The sequence below is a fragment of the Mycobacterium kyogaense genome, assembly GCF_003254575.1.
GTDB lineage: Bacteria > Actinomycetota > Actinomycetes > Mycobacteriales > Mycobacteriaceae > Mycobacterium > Mycobacterium kyogaense.
The window spans coordinates 18,176-40,396 of the sequence record NZ_QJUA01000041.1 but is presented as its reverse complement, the minus strand read 5'-3'; the positions used below and the strand labels follow the sequence as shown (position 1 = coordinate 40,396).

At 67.9% G+C, this 22,221-nt stretch carries 25 protein-coding genes; 17 read left to right on the top strand and 8 right to left on the bottom strand.

The window, feature by feature from the left end; genetic code table 11:
• The first annotated feature begins 67 nt into the window (after nucleotides 1–67).
• The 5 genes from DMB80_RS22725 to DMB80_RS22705 all read left to right on the top strand — a co-directional run bounded on the left by DMB80_RS22725 (nucleotide 68) and on the right by DMB80_RS22705 (nucleotide 2,848).
• A complete protein-coding gene (locus DMB80_RS22725) occupies nucleotides 68–634 on the top strand; it encodes a hypothetical protein (RefSeq protein ID WP_111511933.1) in 567 nt (188 codons plus the stop codon).
• 12 nt (nucleotides 635–646) lie between these two features.
• The gene (locus tag DMB80_RS22720; RefSeq protein WP_111511932.1) at nucleotides 647–1,567 is read left to right on the top strand and encodes a Vgb family protein; all 921 of its coding nucleotides are present in this window, start codon (nucleotides 647–649) and stop codon (nucleotides 1,565–1,567) included.
• Nucleotides 1,568–1,685: 118 nt separating this feature from the next.
• The gene (locus DMB80_RS22715; protein WP_111511931.1) at nucleotides 1,686–2,051 is read left to right on the top strand and encodes a hypothetical protein; all 366 of its coding nucleotides are present in this window, start codon (nucleotides 1,686–1,688) and stop codon (nucleotides 2,049–2,051) included.
• Nucleotides 2,052–2,110: 59 nt separating this feature from the next.
• A complete protein-coding gene (locus DMB80_RS22710) occupies nucleotides 2,111–2,320 on the top strand; it encodes a hypothetical protein (RefSeq protein WP_053079328.1) in 210 nt (69 codons plus the stop codon).
• Between the two features lie 33 nt (nucleotides 2,321–2,353).
• On the top strand, nucleotides 2,354–2,848 hold the full coding sequence (locus tag DMB80_RS22705) for a nitroreductase/quinone reductase family protein (protein WP_111511930.1): 495 nt from the start codon (nucleotides 2,354–2,356) through the stop codon (nucleotides 2,846–2,848).
• 7 nt (nucleotides 2,849–2,855) lie between these two features.
• Here the strand turns inward: DMB80_RS22705 and DMB80_RS22700 are convergent, their stop codons facing one another.
• The 3 genes from DMB80_RS22700 to ychF all read right to left on the bottom strand — a co-directional run bounded on the left by DMB80_RS22700 (nucleotide 2,856) and on the right by ychF (nucleotide 4,896).
• Nucleotides 2,856–3,254, bottom strand: a complete 399-nt coding sequence (locus DMB80_RS22700) for a VOC family protein (protein WP_111511929.1) — start codon at nucleotides 3,252–3,254, stop codon at nucleotides 2,856–2,858.
• Between the two features lie 141 nt (nucleotides 3,255–3,395).
• Nucleotides 3,396–3,770, bottom strand: coding sequence for a hypothetical protein (locus DMB80_RS22695; protein ID WP_111511928.1), 375 nt, complete (start codon nucleotides 3,768–3,770; stop codon nucleotides 3,396–3,398).
• 52 nt (nucleotides 3,771–3,822) lie between these two features.
• Nucleotides 3,823–4,896, bottom strand: a complete 1,074-nt coding sequence (gene ychF / locus DMB80_RS22690) for a redox-regulated ATPase YchF (protein WP_111511942.1) — start codon at nucleotides 4,894–4,896, stop codon at nucleotides 3,823–3,825.
• A gap of 93 nt (nucleotides 4,897–4,989) precedes the next feature.
• Here ychF and DMB80_RS22685 point away from each other — a divergent pair, with 93 nt between their 5' ends.
• Nucleotides 4,990–6,021 (top strand): DUF6542 domain-containing protein, encoded by a 1,032-nt coding sequence (locus tag DMB80_RS22685; protein ID WP_111511927.1) that lies wholly within the window; start codon nucleotides 4,990–4,992, stop codon nucleotides 6,019–6,021.
• Here DMB80_RS22685 and DMB80_RS22680 read toward each other — a convergent pair.
• Together DMB80_RS22680 and DMB80_RS22675 are read right to left on the bottom strand one after the other, a co-directional pair.
• Complete coding sequence (locus DMB80_RS22680) at nucleotides 6,018–7,781, bottom strand: penicillin-binding transpeptidase domain-containing protein (RefSeq protein WP_111511926.1); 1,764 nt, start codon at nucleotides 7,779–7,781, stop codon at nucleotides 6,018–6,020. The genes DMB80_RS22685 and DMB80_RS22680 overlap by 4 nt on opposite strands.
• A gap of 18 nt (nucleotides 7,782–7,799) precedes the next feature.
• A complete protein-coding gene (locus tag DMB80_RS22675) occupies nucleotides 7,800–8,813 on the bottom strand; it encodes a 4-hydroxy-3-methylbut-2-enyl diphosphate reductase (protein ID WP_111511925.1) in 1,014 nt (337 codons plus the stop codon).
• Between the two features lie 52 nt (nucleotides 8,814–8,865).
• On the opposite strand from DMB80_RS22675, the gene DMB80_RS22670 reads away from it, so the two are divergent.
• From DMB80_RS22670 to DMB80_RS22640, 7 genes are all read left to right on the top strand, one after another.
• The gene (locus DMB80_RS22670; protein ID WP_111511924.1) at nucleotides 8,866–9,453 is read left to right on the top strand and encodes a lipid droplet-associated protein; all 588 of its coding nucleotides are present in this window, start codon (nucleotides 8,866–8,868) and stop codon (nucleotides 9,451–9,453) included.
• Complete coding sequence (gene xseA / locus DMB80_RS22665; protein WP_111511923.1) at nucleotides 9,450–10,688, top strand: exodeoxyribonuclease VII large subunit; 1,239 nt, start codon at nucleotides 9,450–9,452, stop codon at nucleotides 10,686–10,688. The genes DMB80_RS22670 and xseA overlap by 4 nt, the downstream gene beginning before the upstream one ends.
• A 2-nt stretch (nucleotides 10,689–10,690) precedes the next feature.
• A complete protein-coding gene (locus DMB80_RS22660; protein WP_111511941.1) occupies nucleotides 10,691–10,903 on the top strand; it encodes an exodeoxyribonuclease VII small subunit in 213 nt (70 codons plus the stop codon).
• Between the two features lie 62 nt (nucleotides 10,904–10,965).
• Complete coding sequence (locus tag DMB80_RS22655; RefSeq protein WP_111511922.1) at nucleotides 10,966–12,078, top strand: 3-beta-hydroxysteroid dehydrogenase; 1,113 nt, start codon at nucleotides 10,966–10,968, stop codon at nucleotides 12,076–12,078.
• A gap of 78 nt (nucleotides 12,079–12,156) precedes the next feature.
• Nucleotides 12,157–13,698 carry an arylsulfatase gene (locus DMB80_RS22650; RefSeq protein ID WP_111511921.1) on the top strand — a complete coding sequence of 514 codons (1,542 nt, stop codon included), beginning with the start codon at nucleotides 12,157–12,159 and terminating at the stop codon, nucleotides 13,696–13,698.
• Nucleotides 13,699–14,607 (top strand): HAD family hydrolase, encoded by a 909-nt coding sequence (locus DMB80_RS22645; RefSeq protein WP_111511920.1) that lies wholly within the window; start codon nucleotides 13,699–13,701, stop codon nucleotides 14,605–14,607.
• Complete coding sequence (locus DMB80_RS22640) at nucleotides 14,600–15,490, top strand: formylglycine-generating enzyme family protein (protein WP_111511919.1); 891 nt, start codon at nucleotides 14,600–14,602, stop codon at nucleotides 15,488–15,490. The genes DMB80_RS22645 and DMB80_RS22640 overlap by 8 nt, the downstream gene beginning before the upstream one ends.
• A gap of 113 nt (nucleotides 15,491–15,603) precedes the next feature.
• Here DMB80_RS22640 and DMB80_RS22635 read toward each other — a convergent pair whose 3' ends face one another.
• Complete coding sequence (locus DMB80_RS22635; protein WP_046361995.1) at nucleotides 15,604–16,071, bottom strand: SRPBCC family protein; 468 nt, start codon at nucleotides 16,069–16,071, stop codon at nucleotides 15,604–15,606.
• 105 nt (nucleotides 16,072–16,176) lie between these two features.
• On the opposite strand from DMB80_RS22635, the gene DMB80_RS22630 reads away from it, so the two are divergent.
• Nucleotides 16,177–16,944 (top strand): SDR family NAD(P)-dependent oxidoreductase, encoded by a 768-nt coding sequence (locus tag DMB80_RS22630; protein WP_111511918.1) that lies wholly within the window; start codon nucleotides 16,177–16,179, stop codon nucleotides 16,942–16,944.
• Nucleotides 16,941–18,110: an AI-2E family transporter gene (locus DMB80_RS22625; RefSeq protein WP_111511917.1), complete on the top strand. Its 1,170-nt coding sequence runs from the start codon at nucleotides 16,941–16,943 to the stop codon at nucleotides 18,108–18,110. The genes DMB80_RS22630 and DMB80_RS22625 overlap by 4 nt, the downstream gene beginning before the upstream one ends.
• On the opposite strand, the gene DMB80_RS22620 is transcribed toward DMB80_RS22625, so the two are convergent.
• Nucleotides 18,091–18,888: a dienelactone hydrolase family protein gene (locus tag DMB80_RS22620; protein WP_111511916.1), complete on the bottom strand. Its 798-nt coding sequence runs from the start codon at nucleotides 18,886–18,888 to the stop codon at nucleotides 18,091–18,093. The genes DMB80_RS22625 and DMB80_RS22620 overlap by 20 nt on opposite strands.
• 31 nt (nucleotides 18,889–18,919) lie before the next feature.
• On the bottom strand, nucleotides 18,920–19,624 hold the full coding sequence (locus tag DMB80_RS22615) for a DUF4245 domain-containing protein (protein WP_111511915.1): 705 nt from the start codon (nucleotides 19,622–19,624) through the stop codon (nucleotides 18,920–18,922).
• 55 nt (nucleotides 19,625–19,679) lie between these two features.
• Here DMB80_RS22615 and glpX point away from each other — a divergent pair, with 55 nt between their 5' ends.
• Both glpX and DMB80_RS22605 read left to right on the top strand, forming a co-directional pair.
• Nucleotides 19,680–20,708: a class II fructose-bisphosphatase gene (gene glpX, locus DMB80_RS22610; RefSeq protein WP_046362000.1), complete on the top strand. Its 1,029-nt coding sequence runs from the start codon at nucleotides 19,680–19,682 to the stop codon at nucleotides 20,706–20,708.
• 30 nt (nucleotides 20,709–20,738) lie between these two features.
• Nucleotides 20,739–22,145, top strand: coding sequence for a class II fumarate hydratase (locus DMB80_RS22605; protein ID WP_111511914.1), 1,407 nt, complete (start codon nucleotides 20,739–20,741; stop codon nucleotides 22,143–22,145).
• Nucleotides 22,146–22,221 lie beyond the last annotated feature (76 nt).

Sequence of the window (22,221 nt, the reverse complement as noted above, 5' to 3'; positions counted from 1 at the left end):
ACCGGCTTTCGTCCACCGGCGATGCTTTGCTGTCCTCAAGACACTGCGAGACGAGGAAGCGTCAGGCATGACCGTCACCGACCACGCCCCAGCCCCCGACGCTCACGATGAGCCGCGCTCACGCGGTCCGGCGTTGTCCATCGTCGTCGCCTCACTCGGCACGCTGGTGATCATCGTCGCGCTGCTCGCCTCCCGCGGTCCAGCCGAACAGCAGGTGCACTCCGTTCCGGCGCAGCCGAACACGGTGTCCGCCTGGGTGGCGGCGCCTGCGAAGCCCTCGCCTCCGCCGCGCCCCGCCCCGGTGGAACCGGCCGCGCCGGTGAGCATGCCGATGGACTCCCGCGGGTTCGTCGACTCGGCGGCACGGTGCGACACCGATCAGCGCGCCGTCGCCGTGGCCCGCACCGAACACTCGGCCGTCGCGGTGTGCCGCGACGCGGAGGGATACACCTACCGGGGCGTGCGACTGCGCGACGGCGCCTCACTGCGCCTCGACGATGTCCGGCTGATTCCGGCCGGATTCGAAGCGCATAACGACACCACCACCTACCGGCTGACGAGCACCGAACTCGTCGTCATCGCGGGTGAGACGCTGCAGAGCCGGGACCGCGTGATCGAATACCGGGCCGGCTGAACCAGTTTCGACATGCCCACGGTCACCGCTCTGCACCATCTCGGGCTGAACGCGCCCTCGGGCATCATCGCCGCAGCAGGCGACGTGTGGTTCACCAACATCGGCGACGATCGGATAGGGCGCGTCCGGAACGGGCAGATCGAACTCTTCGGCGCCGAGCCCGGCGTCATTCGCTTCCCCGCCAACATCTTTCCGGCGGCCGACGGTCGGGTGTGGTGCACAAGCCTCGGCTCCGACGCGTTGGTGGCCATCGATCCGGACAGCGCCGATCCGGCCTCGACGATCACCTCCTACCCGTTGCCCGCCGGCAGTCGCCCGGTGGCACTCAAGGCCGCCCCCGATGGTCGGCTGTGGTTCTCGCTGCGCGGCGCCGACGCGATCGGCTCGATCGATCCGTGCGCCGCAGATCCCGTGGCGTCGCTGCAGCTGATCACAGACGACGGCATCGCCGCGCCGGCCGCTCTGTTCGTGACCGGCGCCGGCCGGCCCTGGTGGGTGAACGCGGCATCGATCGGCAGCGTCGACCCGCTCACCGGACACGTGAGGACCATCGGATCGCTTCCGGCGACTCCGCGCGCATGGACTCGCAGCGATGACGGCACGCTGTGGCTGACCCCACGCGAACCTCCCGGCCTGCTGGCCTTCGACCCCGAGCGCCCCACCCACACCCTCCGCCTCATCACCCACCCCGACCTGGTCGAACCCGACGGGATCTGCACCGGCGCGGACGGCCGTCTGTGGTTGGTCGACTCCGCCACCGACCGCATCGCAATCGTCGTACCGGACCACGCGTCAAACCGCGACGCGTGGACGTTCGTCGACTCCCCGGACGTACGCGGACCATTCGACATCAAACCCGGCCCGGACCCTCACGTGATGTGGTTCACAAACAAAGCGGGAAACAGCCTTGGCCTGCTCGACGCTGAAACCTGACCGCACGTCCGACCCCGCCGCGGCCACACGCCGGTTTACTCGCCGAATTCTGTGGCTACGCTGAGAAAGCGGATCGGGGGGTCGTTGCGTTGTCTACAGCGACTCTGAGGAGGGTTTCATGCAGATCAAGAGAATCGCCGCCGGCGCTGTGGCGGCGATAGCACTCAGTTCAGCCGCATTCGGCACCGGCGCAGGTGTTGCGCAGGCGAAACCGGGTCACGGCCACGACGACATCTGGCTGCCGGGCGACCCGCCCGGCCACAACCCGTTCGGGCCGCCCGGACTGGTGGCCAAGGGCCCGGGCCCGCTGGCCGGCCCGCCCGGACACTGGGGTGACCCGGTGCGTCTGGGCCTGCCTCCGGTGTGGCGGCCCGCCAACTGGATCGACCTCGGTATCCGGGACCCCCAGCCGCTGGTGTGGAATCCCGGTTCCAACTCCTGGGGCATCTGGTGGAACGGGCTGTTCATCGGCTACGTGGGCTGATGTATCAGGTGTAGCCCGCCTGTGACCTGACTGCGACCGCGGTCGGGAAAGCTGACACTGTGGCCGCCATCGTCGTGTTCTCGATGATGGCGGCCACAGGTCTGTTCGGCTTCTACCTGGGCCGCCGTTCCGCGTCACAGTCGAAGAGCTGGCGCCAGCGCACCCGTCGGCCCGTGCTCGCCCGTCAGGCGGTCGGCCTTCTCGCCCTTGTCGCCGTCAGCCAACTACAGCGCAGCGCGCAGCAGCGCCTCACGTCGCGTCGCGGCTGAATCGTTTTCCCACCCTCGGGTAGCTTTCCGGATATGCCGCTTCGCTACGTCGACCCGCACCGCAGGCGGGGCCGCTCCTATCAGCGTGGGGTGCGCTTCGGCCGCTCGCCGGTCGGTCAGTTCTTCGCACGCCACGTCGCGCGGCGCACCGACCCGTATCTGTTCCGGCTCACCGGCGGCCGGGTCAACATGGGGCCGATCATCAACGCCCCGCTGGTCTCGACCGGCGCGAAATCCGGGCAGCGGCGCCAGACACAGTTGACGTACTTCCACGACGGCTCCGACGTCATCCTCGTCGCCTCGAACTACGGGAAGCGGCGGCATCCGTCGTGGTACTTCAATCTGACCGCACAGCCCGAGTGCGAGTTCGGCGGCGAGCCGTTCACCGCCTCGGAGGTCACCGACCCCGACGAATACGCCCGACTCTTCGCGCTGGCCGAGCAGGTGTACGCGGGCTACGACGACTACCGGGAGAAGACCGCGGACACCGGTCGTCAGATTCCGATCATGAGGCTGACACCGCGCTGATGCGTTCTCAGACGCCGAACTTGGCGCGCGCCTGCTCGGACACCGGTGTGAACAGATTCACCAGGTTGCCGTCCGGATCCCGGAACAGTAGCGCGCGATTGCCCCACGGCATGGTGGTCGGCTCGGTGACGACATCGTCCAATTGTTCTCGCAGACGGGCGAATTCGGCGTCGACGTCGGCGACCAGGAACTCGATGATCGCGCTACGGTTGGCCGCGGGGATTGCGGACCCGGCGCCGAAAAGCGGAACGGTCTTGTCACTGCCGATCGCGAGCGTGCCGACCGATGTCGGGATCTCGGCGAACAGTTCGTTACCCCACACCGCTGAGGCCTTGGCGACCATCTCGTAGAACGACACGAGCCGCGGCACGTCGGCGGTGATGAGGCGGACGGATACGAGCTTCATGCCGGCCGACGCTAGACCGGGGCACCGACATCCCGCGGGCGCCCACCGTGGCCCTGTGTACGCAATCAGGCGCCCAAGCGTGCACAGCCCCCACGCTCGACGGCCAGCCGCTCAAGCGGAACTCCGCCACTCCTCGAGTTGTCAGCACCGCTGGGGCGGGCCTTCGTTCATCGACCGCCGCGTCTCGGCTACTTCGCGCCTTATTTCGGCCTGGTCCCGTCTCTCCCCTGCTAAGGAACGGATTTCCCGGTCCGTGATGCGTTGCAAGCGATCGCGCTCACGCTGCTCGTTGGCACCTTCGCGCTCGTCCGCGATCCGCTCGCGCTCATCCGCAACTTGCTGGCGGTCGTCGGCGATCGTGTCACGTTCATCGGCGATCCGGTCGCGTTCGTCAGAAACCCGTTCGCGCCGCGACTGTTCGGTTTCGCGCCGTGTGAGGCTGCGTTCGCGCTCGTCCATCGCAGCGCTGCACCGATCGGAGTCATCCCCGACGTCGGCATCTTCGTCACCGATCATCGACCAAACCTAGCGCGGCCTGGTGCGCTGCGGAATCAGCGAGCGGCGGCGACTACACGTTGAAGCGGAACTCCACCACGTCGCCGTCTGCCATCACGTAGTCCTTGCCTTCCATGCGGACCTTGCCTGCGGCCTTCGCCGCGGCCATCGAGCCCGCGGCCACCAGATCGTCGAACGACACGATCTCGGCCTTGATGAAGCCCTTCTCGAAGTCCGAGTGGATCACCCCGGCCGCCTTCGGCGCGGTGTCGCCCTGGTGAATCGTCCACGCGCGCGCCTCTTTCGGGCCCGCGGTCAGATACGTCTGCAGCTTCAACGTGTGAAAACCGGCCCGCGCCAACGCATCCAGGCCGCGCTCGGTCTGACCGATCGATTCCAGCAGCTCGGCTGCGGACTCCTCGTCGAGCTCCTGCAGTTCGGCCTCGATCTTGGCGTCCAGGAACACCGCGTCCGCCGGCGCCACCATCTCGCGCAACTCGGCGACCCGCGCGGCATCGGTGAGCACCGACTCGTCGGCGTTGAACACGTACAGGAACGGTTTCGAGGTCATCAGATTCAGCTCGCGCAGCAGCGTCACGTCAACACCTGCCGCGAACAGGGTCGTGCCGCCGTTGAGCACCTCCTGCGCGGCGAGCGCCGCCTCCTGCACCGGCCGGCGATCCTTGTGGGTGCGCGCTTCCTTCTCCAGCCGCGGCAGCGCACGCTCCAGCGTCTGCATGTCAGCCAGGATCAACTCGGTCTCGATGATCTCGATGTCGGACTTCGGATCGACCCGGCCGTCGACGTGCACGACGTCGTCGTCGGCGAAGACGCGCACCACCTGGCAGATCGCATCGCTTTCCCGGATGTTGGCCAGGAACTTGTTGCCCAGGCCGGCACCCTCGGACGCGCCCTTGACGATGCCCGCGATGTCGACGAACGTCACCGGCGCCGGCACGGTCTTCTCCGAGCCGAACATCTCGGCCAGCTTGTCCAGCCGCGGATCCGGGAGCGCCACCACACCCTCGTTCGGTTCGATCGTCGCGAACGGGTAGTTGGCGGCCAACACGTCGTTGCGTGTCAGCGCGTTGAACAAGGTCGACTTGCCCACGTTCGGCAGTCCGACGATTCCCAGATTCAGGCCCACGGAGTCCACAGTCTGCCAGATGTCGGCCAGCCGCCATCGCCACACAGGCGTCCGCTGGCGGCATGCGGCCACCTCAGCCGGTACGGTCGACGTGTGTCAGGACAGCGTGCGCGCTCGGCGGTGCCAGCCGAACTCCGCTCCGCGCACCCCGGTATCGCGGGAGTGCCCTGGTGGGGCGCCATTCTGATCGCCGTCGCCGCCAGCACGGCGGGCTTCGCCATCGACGCCAGCGGCGGCGGAGGCGCGTTGACATCCGTGTTCTCTGTGCTCTACGTCATGGGCTGTCTCACCGCGGTCCTCGCCGTTCGGCGCAGCGGGTTGTTCACCGCCGTCATCCAGCCACCGCTGCTGCTGTTCGTCACGGTGCCCGGCGCGTACTTCCTGATGCACAGCAGTGAGGTCAAAGGCATCAAGGACCTGCTGATCAACTGTGGGTATCCGCTGATCGAGCGCTTCCCCCTGATGTTCTTCACCTCTGCGGCCGTGCTCGTCGTCGGCATCGCGCGCCGCTACCTCGGCGCCTCTCCGGCGGGCCACAGCAGCCCGGTGTCGGCGAAGCTGTCGAGCTTCGTCACCGGCGGCGGCAAGGCCGACCCGGCCGACCCGGCCGAGAAGAAGACCAAGCCGCCGCGCCGGCGCCACACCGCGGGCCGTCGCGCCGAGGCCGCGGGCCCTGGCGACAAGGCCACCGCGCGGTCGCGTACCGAACGGCCCACCAAGCGCGCCGCACCCTCACGGTCGCGGCATGCCCGGCCGCCGGATCCCACCGAGATCATCGAACCGGTCGTCGATCTCGATCGGCCGCGCCGCCGCCGACCCCGCCCGGACGACGCACCTGCGTCCGAGCCGAGGCGCCGCCCCCGGCCATCGGGGCAACGTGCGTCGGCGCGGGAGTCGTCGTCGACGCGAGAGTCCCGCATCCCGCCCAGCGAGCGCCTAAGCGGCTACGAACGCCCCGCGCGCCGACCCCGTTACGACGAGTACGAGCCGCGCGAGAGCAGCACCCACCACCCGATTTCACGGGTGCGGTACCGCGGCGGCGATGACGCGGACGACCAGGACTACCGGCCGCGCCGGCGGCCCTCGCGCGACGTCGACGCCGACCGCTGGGAATACGACATCTAGCTCCGCAGGAACCGGCCGGCGGCATCCACCGCCGGCGTGGAACTGTCGGCGTCACCGACGAACACCGCCAGCGCCAGGTCGTCGTGGATGCCGACGAACCAGCCGTGCGCGCGCTGCACCCCGTCGGGTCCCACGTACTCGGCGGTCCCCGTCTTGCCGAGCATGCCGGGGATGTCCTGCAGTTGGGTGGCAGTGCCCCCGGACACGGTCTCGGCCATCATCGCCTTGATCTGCTCGTCGACCCCGGCGGGCAGGGGCGCCGGGGTGCGGTCCGCGGTGGCCGGCTGCCCGGCGACGATCGCCGGCATGGGTACCGATCCGTGGGCCAGCGTCGCGGCGACCAGCGCCATCCCGAACGGCGACGCGGTGACCTTGCCCTGCCCGATGCCCTCCTCGACGCGCAGTGCCGACGTGTCGGCGACCGGCACCGACCCCGTCACGGTGGTCATCCCCGGCGCGGTGAAATCGACGCCCAGGCCCAGCTGAGCCGCGGCCTTCGTCAGTCCGTCGGGCGGCAGGTTGACTGCGAGCCGCCCCATCGTGGTGTTGCAGGATTTCGCGAACGCCGTGTGCAGCGGCACCTCCCCGAGGTCGAATTCGTCGTCGTTGGGGATCTGCCTGCCCTCGATGTTCTCGGTGCCGGGGCAGCCGAGGACGGTGTCCGCGCTCACCTGGCCGGCCTGCAGTGCGGCCGACACGGTGACGGTCTTGAAGGTGGACCCCGGCGGATAGAGACCGGTCAGCGCCAGTGGCCCCTGCGCATCGGCGGGAGCGTTCTGTGCGACCGCGAGCAGATTGCCCGTCGACGGCTGGATCGCCACCAGAGCGGCCGGTGTCGGCAGCGGCGCCAGCGCGCCCTCGGCGGCACGCTGCATCCCGATGTCCAGCGTGGCGGCGATGTCACCGACAGGTTTGGCGTCCTGCCCGCCGACGCGCTGCGCGCCCGCCGCGGTCTGGGCGGTCACGGCCCAGCCGTCCGCGGCGTCCGTGCGCTGCTGCCACAGGTCCGACAGCCCGGACAATGTGGGTGAGGTCAGCGCACGGTCGGTCGCGAGCAGCCGGGTCTGCGGCCGCAGCGTGACGTTCGGCAGCGCCGTCAGCGCAGCCTCGATGGGTGCCAGGTCCTCGTCGCGCAACGTGACCGCGGTGACGGGCTTGCCGCCGGCCAACTCACCGGCCAGCGACTCCTGGGTGATCGTGGGTGCGATCGGATTGAGCAGTGCCGCAACGGCATTGACGTCCGCGCCGGGCGCGAGGTCGACAAGCGTGACGACGTGCTGGGTGAGCAGTTCGGCGCCGGTGCGGTCGAGGACGCGAGCGGCGGGTTGCGGGACGAGGGTGCTGAACGACAGCGGCCCTTTGTCCAGACCCGGCGCGACCGTCGTGGCATCCCACTGGATCTTCCAGTCGTCGCCGGCGCTCACGGCCCGGCCGTCGGCGCTGTAGCTCCACTCGATCTGCTTCTGCGGCCCGAACTTCCACGTCGTGTCGAGCCCGAAGGTGCCCGCGCCGTTGTCCTCTGCTGTCGAGGTGACACCGACATGGACGTCTTTACCCAGGCTCGCGAACAATGCGTCCAGCGTCTTGCCCGCCGCGGCCTGGTCGGTCGTCAGCGCGGCCGCCGCGGCCGCATCGCCGCGGCTGAGGGCGTCGGCGAACGCGGAGACGGTGTCCCGCAATCGGTCTTCGGCGTTACTGCAGCCCGCCACGACGAGCAGGAGAACGAGCAGGACAGCCGACGATCGCTTCAGCACACCCACAGGGGCCGAAGGTACCCGCTAGGTGCGTGCCGGCCGGATCTCCCGCGGCAGAGCGAACACGAGTGTCTCGTTGGCGGTGGTCACCGGCTGCACGGTCCCGAAACCGTGTTCGGCCAACCGGTCGAGGACACCGCGGACGAGGATCTCGGGCACCGAGGCGCCCGAGGTCACCCCGACCGTCGTCACATCGGCCAGCCAGGCGGGGTCGATGTCGTCGGCGTAGTCGACGAGGTGCGCCGCCGAGGCGCCGGCACCCAATGCCACCTCGACCAGCCGCACCGAGTTCGACGAATTGCGGGAGCCCACGACGATGACCAGCTGGCATTCCGGCGCCATCGCCTTGACCGCCACCTGACGGTTCTGGGTGGCGTAGCAGATGTCGTCACTGGGCGGGTCCTGCAGCGTCGGGAACTTCTCCCGCAGCCGTCGCACGGTCTCCATGGTCTCGTCGACCGACAGCGTCGTCTGGGACAGCCAGACCACCTTGTCGGGGTCGCGGACCGTGACGTTGTCGACGGCGTCGGGATTGTCGACCACCTGGACGTGGTCGGGCGCCTCCCCCGCGGTGCCGACGACTTCCTCGTGGCCTTCGTGGCCGACGAGCAAGATGTCGTAGTCGTCGCGGGCGAACCGCTTGGCCTCGTTGTGCACCTTGGTGACCAGCGGGCACGTGGCGTCGATGGTCTGCAGCTTCCGGGCCTTGGCTTCTTCGTGCACCGTGGGCGCGACGCCGTGCGCGGAGAACACGACGATGGCCCCCTCGGGCACCTCGTCGGTCTGTTCGACGAACACCGCGCCGGCCTGGGCCAGCGTGTCGACGACGTAGCGGTTGTGCACGATCTCGTGGCGGACGTAGACCGGCGCGCCATGCTTCTCCAGAGCACGTTCGACGGTCTCCACCGCGCGGTCCACGCCGGCGCAGTAGCCGCGCGGCTCGGCCAGCAGGACCCGCTTACCCGCGTCGTGCGCGAGACCCGTACCCAGCGCGGATCGGCTGGCGCCTGGAATCCCCATGTTGACAGTCGGCGGCATGAGTCCAGGGTACTGATCGGTCCCCTGCCTCGCCCAGCCGTAGGCTGTCGCCATGGCAACTGCACCGTACGGGGTCCGTCTGCTGGTGGGTGCAGCGGTGACCGCGATCGAGGAAACCCGCAAGCTCCCGCAGACGATCCTGATGTACCCGATGACCGTCGTGAGTCAGATCGCCCAGATGGTCATGAAGGTGCAGCAGGACGTCGCGGTCCTGGTCATCAAGGGCGACGAGACGCTCGACACGATGTTTCCGCCCAAGGACGAGCAGCCGGAATGGGCGACGTTCGACGAGGACCTGGGCGCCGCCGAGCAGTCCGGCGCCGATGTCGTGACGTTGCCGGTGCGCGACGGGGAACGGCTCACCGAGGGCCGCTTCGCGCTGTTCAGCGAGGAGCCCGAGACGCCGAACACCACCTCGACACCCGCCTCGTCGGCCTCATCGACGTCGTCAACCGATGCGCCGGAGATCGTCACCGAGATCGATTACCAGAACCTGACGCTGGCCCAGCTGCGCGCGCGTCTGACATCGCTGCGGATCTCCGATCTGGAGGCGCTGCTCTCCTATGAGGAGACGACGAAGGCACGCGCCCCGTTCCAGACCCTGCTGGCCAACAGGATCACGCGCGCGTCGGCGAAGTGACCAGTCCGGGGCAGTCGCCGGAGAACCCCTTTCCCGTTCGCGGCGTCGCGATCCGCGTCGCCGGGTGGATCGACAAGCTGGGCGCGGTCTGGGTCGAGGGACAGATCGCGCAGTTGACACTGCGGCCCAACTCGAACACCGCGTTCATCACGTTGCGGGATCCCGCCGCGGACATGTCGCTGTCGCTGACGTGCCCCCGGGACCTGGTCACCAACGCGCCGGTGAAGATGACCGACGGCACGCAGGTGATCGTCTACGGCAAACCGAATTTCTACACCGGCCGCGGCACGTTCTCGCTGCGCGTCAGCGAGATCCGAGCCGTCGGCATCGGCGAGCTGCTGGCCCGCATCGATCGCCTGCGCCGCCTGCTCGAGGCCGAGGGCCTGTTCGACGCCCGGCTGAAACGGCCGATCCCGTTCCTGCCGGGCACGATCGGTTTGATCACCGGAAGGGCGTCGGCGGCCGAGCACGACATCATGGCCGTCGCTTCGGCGCGCTGGCCCGCGGTGCGCTTCGACGTGCGCAACACGGTGGTGCAGGGTCCCAACGCCGTACCCCAGATCGTGGAGGCGCTGCGCGCGCTCGACGCACACCCCGAGGTCGACGTCATCGTGCTGGCCCGCGGGGGTGGCAGCGTCGAGGACCTGCTGCCGTTCTCTGACGAGACGCTGTGCCGTGAGATCGCGAAATGCACGACGCCGGTGGTGAGCGCCATCGGTCACGAGCCCGACAATCCGCTCTGCGATCTGGTGGCCGATCTTCGGGCCGCGACGCCCACGGACGCGGCCAAGCGCATCGTGCCTGATACGACGGCCGAGTTGGCGCTGGTGGCCGACCTGCGCAGGCGCAGCGGACGGGCGCTGAGGAACTGGGTCAACCGGGAGCAGCACACGCTGACCCAGCTGCGCAGCCGGCCGGTGCTGGCCCGCCCGCTGGAGGCGATCGCTGCCCGGGCCGACGAGATCCACCGGGCGCGACGGGCAGGACGCCGCGACATCGCCCGGCTGCTCGACGTGGAATCCGATCGGATCGGTCACCTGTCGGCGCGGTTGAGCACACTGGGACCCGCAGCGACGCTCGCGCGGGGTTATGCCGTCGTCCAGGTGGTGCCGGCCGGCGGTGAGCCGCAGGTGCTGCAGTCGGTGGTCGATGCGCCGGCGGGGGTGCGCCTGCGCGTGCGGGTGTCCGACGGCGCGGTGACGGCGATCAGCGAGGGCCAGGCGGAGGAGCGGTGATGATGAAGCCCATTAGCAAGCTCGGCTACGAAGAGGCTCGCGACGAACTCATCGAGGTCGTGCAGCAACTCGAGCACGGCGGCCTCGATCTCGATGCGTCGCTGAAACTGTGGGAACGCGGCGAAGCACTGGCAAAATGTTGCGAAGAGCACTTAGCTGGTGCCCGTAAGAGGGTGGCCGACGCCTTGGCCGCCGGCGACGATTCCGACGACTGATCGCGGGCCTGCCGCCCGGCTTATGCTGGAAAATTGGAACACGTTTCAGTTAGTCTGCCCCCATGGGTGATGCATCGCTGACGACCGAACTCGGCCGGGTCCTCGTCACCGGCGGCTCCGGCTTCGTGGGAGCCAACCTCGTGACCGAACTCCTCGACCGCGGACTGCACGTGCGCAGCTTCGACCGGGTGGCCTCACCCCTGGCCGCCCACCCGCAGCTGGAGGTCCTCGAAGGCGACATCACCAGCACCGCTGACGTCGCCCGCGCGGTCGAGGGCATCGACACCGTGTTCCACACCGCAGCGATCATCGATCTGACCGGTGGCGGGTCGGTGAGCGAGGAATTCCGGCAGCGCAGCTTCGCGGTCAACGTCACCGGCACACAGAACCTGGTGCGCGCCGCGCAGCACGCCGGCACCAAGCGGTTCGTCTACACAGCGTCCAACAGCGTCGTGATGGGCGGACAGCGCATCTCCGGCGGCGACGAGACCCTGCCCTACACCGAACGCTTCAACGACCTCTACACCGAGACCAAGGTGGCGGCCGAGAAGTTCGTGCTGGCCGCCAACGGGGAGCACGGGATGCTCACGTGCTCGATCCGGCCGAGCGGCATCTGGGGCCGGGGTGACCAGACCATGTTCCGCCGTGTCTTCGAGAGCGTGCTCGCCGGCCACGTCAAGGTGTTGGTCGGGAGCAAGAACGTCAAGCTGGACAACTCCTACGTCGCCAACCTGGTGCACGGCTTCATCCTGGCGGCCGAGCACCTGGTGCCCGGCGGCACCGCCCCCGGTCAGGCGTACTTCATCAACGACGGCGAGCCGATCAACATGTTCGAGTTCTCCCGCCCGGTCGTGGAGGCCTGCGGTCAACCGTATCCACGGCTGCGGGTACCCGGCCGGCTGGTGTGGCTGGCGATGACGCTGTGGCAGTTCCTGCACTTCCGCTTCGGGGCGCCCAAGCCGCTACTGGAACCCCTTGCCGTGGAACGGCTTTACCTCGACAACTACTTCTCGATCGCCAAGGCGGCGCGCGATCTCGGTTACCAGCCGCTGTTCACCACCGAGCAGGCGATCGAGCAGTGCCTGCCCTACTACGTCGAGTTGTTCGAACGGATGAAGGCCGCCTCCGGTGAGCCGCTGGTGCACGCCGCCGCACCGGCGCCTCCCGAAGGCTGAGTTTCCGCCCAAACGGCTGACTTGGCGCGGTCGCCGTCCTACGCTGGCCCCAAGGTGCGGGACTGCGAGGGGGGCACCATGCCGGACGGAAAACCGAACATTCTCGTCATCTGGGGCGACGACATCGGGATCACCAACCTGAGCTGCTACAGCGACGGCATCATGGGGTACCGCACCCCGAACATCGATCGAATAGCCAACGAGGGCATGCGATTCACCGATTCCTACGGTGAGCAAAGCTGCACCGCGGGGCGAGCAGCCTTCATCAGTGGGCAAAGCGTGTACCGCACCGGCATGAGCAAGGTCGGCATCCCCGGCGCCGACATCGGCTGGGCGGCCGAAGATCCGACGATCGCGGAACTGCTCAAGCCGCTGGGTTATGCCACCGGCCAGTTCGGCAAGAACCATTTCGGCGACCTCAACAAATATCTGCCGACCGTGCACGGCTTCGACGAATTCTTCGGCAATCTCTATCACCTCAACGCCGAAGAGGAACCGGAGAACTTCGACTATCCGCACGAAGACCGCTATCCGCGGCTCTATCGGCTGGCCAAACCGCGTGGGGTCCTCAAATGCGCGGCGACAGAGGACGTTTCCAGCGAACCCGACGATCCCAGGTACGGTCCGGTGGGCAAACAAACCATCGAGGACACCGGACCGCTGACCGCCAAGCGCATGGAGACCATCGACGACGACATCGCCGCGGCCTCTGTCGACTACATCCGCCGCCAGCACGATGCGGGGAATCCGTTCTTCGTCTGGTGCAACTTCACCCACATGCATCTCTACACCCACACCAAGCCCGAGAGCCGCGGCCAAGCCGGCCTGTGGCAGTCCGAGTACCACGACACGATGATCGATCACGACCGCAACGTCGGTACGGTGCTCGACGTTCTCGACGAGCTCGGCATCGCCGAGGACACGATCGTCGTGTACTCGACCGACAACGGTCCCCACCGCAACACGTGGCCGGACGCGGGCACCACACCGTTTCGCAGCGAGAAGGACACCAACTGGGAAGGGGCGTTCCGGGTTCCGGAAATGATTCGGTGGCCAGGCAAGATCGCCGCCGGCGCGGTCTCCAACGAGATCATCCAGCACCACGATTGGCTTCCCACCCTGCTGGCCGCCGCCGGCGACCCTGGCATCAGCGAGAAGCTGAAGGCCGGCCACACCGTCGGAGACAAAGAGTTCAAGGTCCACATCGACGGTTACAACCTGCTGCCCTACCTGACCGGGGAGGTCGAAGAGAGCCCGCGGCGGGGTTTCTTCTATTTCTCCGACGACGGCGACCTGGTCGCGATGCGCTTCGAGAATTGGAAGATCGTGTTCATGGAGCAGCGCTGCCAGGGCACGCTGCGCATCTGGGCGGAGCCGTTCACACCGTTGCGGGTGCCCAAGCTGTTCAACCTGCGGACCGACCCGTTCGAGTACGCCGACATCACCTCGAACACGTACTACGAGTGGTTGCTGCGCCACGACTTCTTCGTGTTCTACGCGACGGCCATGGCAACGAAGTTCCTCGAGACCTTCACCGAGTTCCGGCCCCGCCACGCGCCGGCGAGTTTCAGTGTGGACCAGGCGGTCGAGAAGCTGCACGAATTCCTGGCGAAGGACTAGATGCTCGAATCCTGGAACGACGGGTCCACGAAGTCCGAGATTCTCGCTTTCGTGGAGCGCGTCGTGCAGGAGGTGGCACCGGCCGAGCGCGTCGCCGTCTTCGACAACGACGGCACGCTGTGGTGTGAGAAGCCGGCCTACATCCAGCTGGACTTCCTCGTCCGCCGCCTCGCCGAGAAAGCCCGCGCGAATCCGTCGTTGGCCAGCCAGCAGCCGTATCTCGCAGCGAGCACGGCCGATCTCGCATGGTTCGGGCATGCGATCACCAGCCACTACCAGGGGGATGACACAGCGCTGAAAACCCTTGCTGCTGCGGTGATGTCGTTACACGAATTGATGACTGTGGAAGCTCACGCCGCGTTGGTGACCGCCTTCTTCGCCGAGGCGACGCACCCGACGCTGAGCCGGCCGTACCGCGACTGTGTGTACACACCGATGGTCGACCTGCTGCGCTACCTCGAGGCGCACGACTTCACCTGCTACATCGTCTCGGGCGGTGCCCGGGACTTCATGCGCCCCATCACTGGAACCATCTATGGCATACCCCCGGAGCGAGTCGTCGGGAGCGCACAAGGCCTGAACTTCTCGGGTCAGGACGGACACGGCAACCTGCTGATCCAGCCGACGTTGGATGTGTTCGATGACGGCCCCGAGAAACCCGTTCGCATCTGGAGCCGTATCGGCCGGCGGCCCATCCTGTCCGCGGGTAACTCGAACGGCGACGACGAGATGCTCATGTACTCGGGTCTGCCTGGTGGGCCGTCATTGCGCCTCGTTGTCCTTCACGACGATCCCGACCGCGAATTCGCCTACACCGCAGGCGCCGAACGTCTGCTCGATCACGCCGATCGGTTCGGCTGGACGACGGTGAGCATGAAGAACGACTGGGCGTGCGTCTTCGATGAGTGACGACCTGGTCCGGATCCCCGCGCAGACCACCGTCGTCGGGTCCGACGACCATTATCCGGAAGAGGCGCCGACCCATACCGTCTCCGTGCACGAGTTCGACATCCAGCGACATCCGGTCACCAATGCGCAATTCGCCGACTTCATCGCTGCGACAGGCTATGTCACCGTCGCCGAACGACCGCTCGACCCCGCGGACTTCCCCGGTGCGCCGCCGGCGAACCTGGTGCCGGGATCGCTGGTCTTCCAGCGCACCAGCGGTCCGGTCGACCTGCGTCACCTGAACCTGTGGTGGCGGTGGACCCCCGGCGCGTGCTGGGATCATCCCCGCGGCGCACGCTCGACGCTGCGCGGCCGCGAAGACCACCCCGTCGTCCACATCGCCTACGACGACGCCGACGCGTATGCACAGTGGGCGGGGCTACAGCTTCCGACAGAAGCCGAGTGGGAGGTCGCCGCCCGCGGCGGCCTCGCGCACACGCCATACACCTGGGGCGACAAACCGGAGGGGCCACGCCAACGGCTGGCCAACTACTGGCACGGAGAATTCCCGTATCTGCCCGACACCGGGTACGGCCAGACCACGCAGGTGGGCAGCTATCCCCCGAACGGCTACGGGCTCCATGACATGGCCGGCAACGTGTGGGAGTGGACGCTCGACTGGTACGGCGACAGCCGCGACAACCAACCCTGCTGCGCTGGCGACACCTACGACCCGCGCCAGCCTGGCACCCCCGTGCCACGCAAGGTCGTCAAGGGTGGCTCGTTTCTGTGTGCCGACAGTTACTGCAAACGCTATCGGCCCGCCGCACGCAGACCTCAGCAGGTCGATACGGGTATGAGCCACATCGGTTTTCGCTGTATCCGACGAGAAGGAGCACCATGACCAGACGTTCCGACCACGAATGCCGCTGCTCATGCAGCAGGTGCAAGGAAGGCAAACACTGCCACAACATCGCGGCCGGCTGCCGCGCATCGCACTGGTAACCGGCCCCAGGATCAGGCGGCGCTCTCGGCCGACTCCTTGATCGCCGCCAGCGTGGCCGGGATGCCGGTGCGGGCCGCCTCGCTGCGCTTGGCGATCTCCTCGTCCGCGGCGTCCCCGAAACGCTCACGGAAGCCTTCGAGCCCCGCGGGCAGGAACTCCCAGTGTTCGGTGAGCCGGCTGCCGTCGCCGTCGGGCTCGAAGGAGTATCCCCACCGCACCCAGCCGTTGTTGACTTCCCAGGCGAACTCGCGGCCCGGGTCGGCAGCCACCACCTTGCTGCGCGTCTCCCAGGTCCGCTCGGGGAGCACGTTGCGGCCGGTGAACCACGCCCCGACGCGCGGGCCGTCACCCTCATCCCACCAGCAGGCCTTGCAGATCGGGCTCCACTGACCCATGTTCGTCACATCGGACACCAGGGCGTAGAGCTGATCGGGCGGCACCGCCACCGAAATCGACTCGGATCTCTGCAATTCGGTCACGATGTCGAGTCTGCCAGCCGGGAATCCGTCAGCGCTATTGCCTTTTGATTGGCCAGGTGTGACGTTGTAACCCGCTTCCTGTCCTGCCCCGAAGGAGAGTTCACCATGACCGAGCGGGTCGCTGTGATCGTCGGTGGAGCTTCCGGCATCGGCTGGGCGACGGCGCAGGCGTTGGCCGCCGACGGGTGCTGTGTCGTCGTGGCCGACCGCGACCGGGACGCGGCCACCGAACGCGCCTCCGCGCTGGGCGCACCGCACTCCGCGGCATGGGTCGACGTCTCCGACGAACCGTCTGTGGAGCGCCTTTTCGACGACGTCGGAGCCCTCGACATCGCAGTCAACTGTGCGGGCTTCAGCACGCTCGGGCTGATCACCGAGATGCCGGCCGAGGATTTCCGCGCCGTGATCGACGTGTGCCTGGTCGGTGCGTTCATCGTGACCAAGCACGCTGGTCGGCACCTGCGCGCGGGCGGCTCGCTGGTGCAGATCAGCTCTCTCAACGGCCGCCAGGCCGCAGCGGGCATGAGCGCGTACTGCGCCGCCAAGGCGGGTCTGTCGATGTTGACCCAGGTGGCCGCGCTCGAGATGGGCCCGCGCGGCATTCGCGTCAACGCGGTGGCGCCGGGATTCGTGCACACGCCACTGACCGAACCCGCGGCCGCAGTGCCCGGCGTGGTCGAGGACTACCTCGACAACACCGCCCTCGGCCGGGCAGGCACCCCCGAGGACGTCGCCAATGCCGTTGTCTATCTGTGCGATTCGCGATCCTCCTGGTTGACTGGGGAGGTGCTCGACATCAACGGCGGAGCGCATCTGTTGCGCTACCCGGACCTGCTCGGTCATGTGATGCGGCTGATGGACCAGGCACCGTGAACGTCACCGGTACGGCAGGCTTCACGCTCACGCAGAAGCGCGCGCTGGCCGTCGCCACGGTGGCCGCACTCGGGTTCGGCGCGTATTTCCTGCGCACGTACCTCCTGCTCATCGCGGTGGCCGCAGTGCTGGCCTACCTGTTCAGCCCGCTGTACCACCGGCTACGGGCGCGGATGAACACCGGCCTGTCTGCGACGGCGACGCTGCTGGCTGCCGTCGCCACCGTGGTGATCCCCCTGTCCGGCGTGATCGTGCTGGCCGTGCTGCAGATTCGTCAGATGGTGACCAGCATCGGGCACTGGGCCGAGCAGACCGATTTCACCGCGCTGGCGCAGCGGCTGCTCGATTCTGCGAACGAGGTGCTCGCCCGGCTGCCGTTCGTGAACGTCACGCTGACCCAGGAGTCGGTGCGGGAGGCGGCCACCAGGGTCGGCCAGGGCGCAGGTCAGGTCGCGCTCGACTTCGCGCGCGACTCGGTGGGCAGCATCGCCGCGACGGTCACGGCACTCGTGATCTTCCTGTACGTGTTCCTCGCCATGCTCACCAACGGCGGCGCGGTGGCCGACCTGTTCCGCGACCTCAACCCGCTCGGACGGGAGGTGTCCGACATCTACCTGGCCAAGATCGGCGCGATGGTGTCCGCGACGGTCAAGGGCCAGTTCATCATCGCGGTGTGCCAGGGAGTCGCCGGCGCAGTCTCCATCTACGTGGCCGGGCTGCACGACGGGTTCTTCATGTTCCTGATCTTCCTGACCGCACTGTCGTTCATCCCGCTGGGCAGCGGCATCGTCACGATCCCGCTCGGTGTCGGCCTGGCGGTCTTCGGCAACGTCGCCGGCGGCGTGTTCATCGTGGTGTTCCACGTCCTGGTGACCACCAGCATCGACAACCTGCTGCGCCCGTTTCTCGTGCCGAAGAGCGCTCATCTGCACCCTGCGCTGATGCTGCTGGCGGTGTTCGCCGGGCTGAGGATGTTCGGCTTCTGGGGGATCGTGCTGGGGCCGGTGCTGATGATCGTGATCGTGACGACGATCAGCGTCTACCTCGCCGTCGACAAAGGCGCGCCGCTGGATTCGCTCACCAGCGATCCAACCGACGACGAGAAGAAGCCGCCGTGGTGGCAGCGGTTGCTGCCGGTCCGGGCGCTCAGGTCAGGCGGGTCTTGAGGAACTCCACCACGCGTTTGCGTGCCTCGTAGGCCGGGTGCCCGTCGACCTCGCGCACCTGATCGGTGAGCACCGAGTGCGCCATCCGACCGAAGCCGTCGGGGTTGCCCTTCTTGGAGTTGATCTCGATGCATTCGAAGGCGTCGCCGAGGCGGTTCTTCAGCGTGGCGAACCGCTCCCCCGGTGCCATCGCGTCCTCGCTGAACCGCAGGCCCATCACGCACAGGCCCTCGGTCCGGGCGCGCTGTTCGATCGTCGCCATCTCGGCTTCGGACACGCCGGGATCGCGTTTGTGCCTGAGCGTCAACGCAAGCGGCACCGACGGCTGGCTCATCACCGGGGCGAGGACGCTGTCGTCGACGGCGGCCGCGAGCGCGAAGCCACCGGTGAAGCACTGCCCGATCACGCCCACGCCCTTCCCGGGTGTCTTCTCGTTGAGGTCGCGGGCCAGCGCCCGCAGATAGTGCGCGACCGGCCGGTCGGCGTTCGTCGTCAGCGCCGCGAACTCCTTGGCCACGCACCCTTTCAGCAGCACGGGGACCGCGCCGGGGCGCAGCGCCGGCGCGCCGGGGGTGCCGAACAGCGATGGTGCGGCCACGGTGAACCCGTTGTCCACCAGGTGATTACCGAGAGCGAGCACACCGGGGTGCAGGCCGGGCATCTCGGGGATCAGCACGACGCCGGGCCCCTCGCCTTTGCGGTAGACGCCGTGGGTATAGCCGGCAGCGGTGAAGGGCTCGGAGACCCACCCCGACAGGTCTGCAACAGGAAAAGTCATCACGTCTCCATCGTTGAGTCAGGTGAGTCGATCAGTTGACAGTCAGCGGCTGCTGGGACTGCGTCGCAGCAGCCAGCGTACGGTACTCGTCGGTACCTGCAGCCCCTCGCAGCGCGAGTTGGGCAGGTCCCGACGGACCGCGCAGCTGGGCGGTCCACACCGGCTCGGCGGCCCGGCCGTCCTGCTCGCCACCCTGATAGACGACCCATCGGATGCCGTCGACGTCCTCGGTGCCCGTCGGCACCAGATCTGGCCCCAACGAGGCGATCAACTTGTCCTCGTCGGCGTTGCTCTGCGTCAGGCTCAGGTACATGCCGCTGGGTGCTAGGTAGCCGATGGTCGAGGCCACCGCACGCTCCTGCCGACCGGTCTGCGGATCGGTGCGGCCCCCCTCGATGCCCTTACGGCTCCCCGAATTGGCCCGCCAGTCGCGGGGCAGCTGCGGAACCCGGATCGGGATCTTCAACGCATCCGCGTCGGCCTGCAGCGAGGCACGGGCGTCGTAGGTGGGAGGCGGGCCCTCACCGGGGCCCGTCGGCGCGAACGAGCATCTGCCGAGCACGCCTGCCAGCACCACGCAGGCGATGATCAGCGGACCGATCGACCAGAACATGTCGCGGCCGTCCTGCAGGAGACGGGCCTTGGCGGGCTTGGCGACGGGTACCGCGTACCCGCTTGCGGGGCGCTCGGCGCCTTCACTGCCTGCGGGCTGACCGGGGTCGGGCGGCGTGGTCATGACTGCCAGTATCCCAGCTCCCGATCGGTGGCCCGCTAATGGGACAATCTCGCCCATGACGGAATCGAGGCGGGAAGCCCCCGACCGCAACCTGGCCCTGGAACTGGTGCGAGTCACCGAGGCGGGCGCGATGGCGGCGGGCCGCTGGGTGGGGCGCGGAGACAAAGAGGGCGGCGACGGCGCCGCGGTCGACGCGATGCGCGAGTTGGTCAACTCGGTGTCGATGCGCGGTGTGGTCGTCATCGGGGAGGGCGAGAAGGACAACGCCCCGATGCTCTACAACGGCGAAGAAGTGGGCAACGGCGACGGGCCTGAATGCGACTTCGCCGTCGACCCCGTCGACGGCACCACGCTGATGAGCAAGGGCATGCCCAACGCCATCTCCGTGCTCGCCGTGGCCGAGCGCGGGGCGATGTTCGATCCGTCAGCCGTGTTCTACATGAACAAGATCGCGGTGGGACCCGATGCTGTCGACGTCATCGACATCACCGCCCCCATCGGCGAGAACATCCGCCGCGTCGCGAAGGTCAAGAACTCCAGCGTCGCCGACCTCACCGTGTGCGTGCTCGACCGGCCGCGGCACGCCCAGCTGATCGAGGACGTCCGACAGGCAGGCGCTCGCATCCGGCTGATCTCCGACGGCGACGTCGCCGGCGCGATCTCCGCCTGCCGCCCGAACTCCGGCACCGATCTGCTGGCCGGTATCGGCGGCACCCCCGAGGGCATCATCACCGCCGCCGCGATCCGGTGCATGGGTGGCGCCATTCAGGCCGTGCTGGCACCCACCGACGACGCCGAGAGGCAGAAGGCCATCGACGCCGGCCACGACCTGGACCGCGTGTTGCACACCGAGGATCTGGTCTCCGGGGAGAACGTGTTCTTCTCCGCCACCGGCGTCACCGACGGCGACCTGCTGCGGGGCGTCCGCTACTCCGGCGGTGGCTGCACGACGCAGTCGATCGTCATGCGCTCCAAGTCCGGCACCGTGCGGATGATCGAGGCGTACCACCGCCTCGCCAAGCTCAACGAATACTCCGCGGTCGATTTCACCGGCGACAAGACCGCCGCATATCCCCTGCCCTGACCATCCCCACCCGAGACGAACAGGAAGCGAATGAGCGACAACGAGGTCGAATACCGCATCGAGCACGACACCATGGGCGAGGTCAAGGTGCCCAAGAACGCGCTGTGGCGGGCTCAGACCCAGCGTGCGGTGGAGAACTTCCCGATTTCGTTCCGGCCGTTGGAGCGCACCCAGATCCGTGCCCTCGGGCTGCTCAAAGGTGCCTGCGCACAGGTGAACAAGGACCTGGGCCTGCTGGCACCGGAGAAGGCCGACGCGATCATCGCCGCTGCTGCCGAGATCGCTGACGGAGCACACGACGACCAGTTCCCGATCGACGTGTTCCAGACCGGGTCGGGCACGAGCTCGAACATGAACACCAACGAGGTCATCGCCTCGATCGCAGCCGCGGCCGGTGTCACCGTGCATCCGAACGACGACGTCAACATGTCGCAGAGCTCCAACGACACCTTCCCCACCGCGACGCACATCGCGGCCACCGAAGCCGCTGTGCGCCATCTGATTCCGGCGCTCGAGGTGCTGCACGAGTCGCTGGAGAGCAAGGCTCGGCAATGGCGGACCACGGTCAAGTCGGGCCGCACCCACCTGATGGACGCCGTGCCGGTGACGCTGGGCCAGGAGTTCGGCGGGTACGCCCGGCAGATCCAGGCCGGCATCGAGCGAGTCAAGGCGACACTGCCCCGCCTCGGCGAGCTGGCGATCGGCGGCACCGCGGTCGGGACCGGCCTCAACGCCCCCGACGGGTTCGGCGCGAAGGTGGTCGACGTGCTCGTCGACCAGACCGGCATCGCCGAATTGCGTACGGCGGTCGACAGTTTCGAAGCGCAGGCGGCGCGCGACGGCCTGGTGGAGGCCTCGGGTGCGCTGAAGACCATCGCGGTGTCGCTGACCAAGATCGCCAACGACATCCGCTGGATGGGCTCGGGACCGCTGACCGGGCTCGGCGAACTGCAGCTGCCCGATCTGCAGCCGGGCAGCTCGATCATGCCGGGCAAGGTCAACCCCGTCCTCCCCGAGGCAGTCACGCAGGTGGCCGCACAGGTGATCGGCAACGACGCCGCCGTCACCGTCGGCGGGCTCTCGGGTGCTTTCGAGCTCAACGTCTACATCCCGATGATGGCGCGCAACGTGCTGGAGTCGTTCACGCTGCTGTCGAACGTGTCGAAGCTGTTCGCGGAGCGCTGCATCGACGGGCTGGTGGCCAACGACGAGCACCTGCGCGAGCTGGCCGAATCGTCGCCGTCGATCGTGACGCCGCTGAATTCGGCGATCGGCTACGAGGAGGCGGCCAAGGTCGCCAAGGAAGCGCTCAAGGAGCGCAAGACGATTCGGCAGACCGTCATCGATCGCGGCTTGATCGGCGACAAGCTCTCCGAAGAGGAACTGGACAAGCGCCTGGACGTGCTGAAGATGGCGAAAGTTCGCGACGGAGAGTAGGACTTTCTTCCGCGTGGGGCCCCCACGAAGTAGGGGACAGACGCGAACTCGAGCACTTTCACGGCGTGTCCGCTCG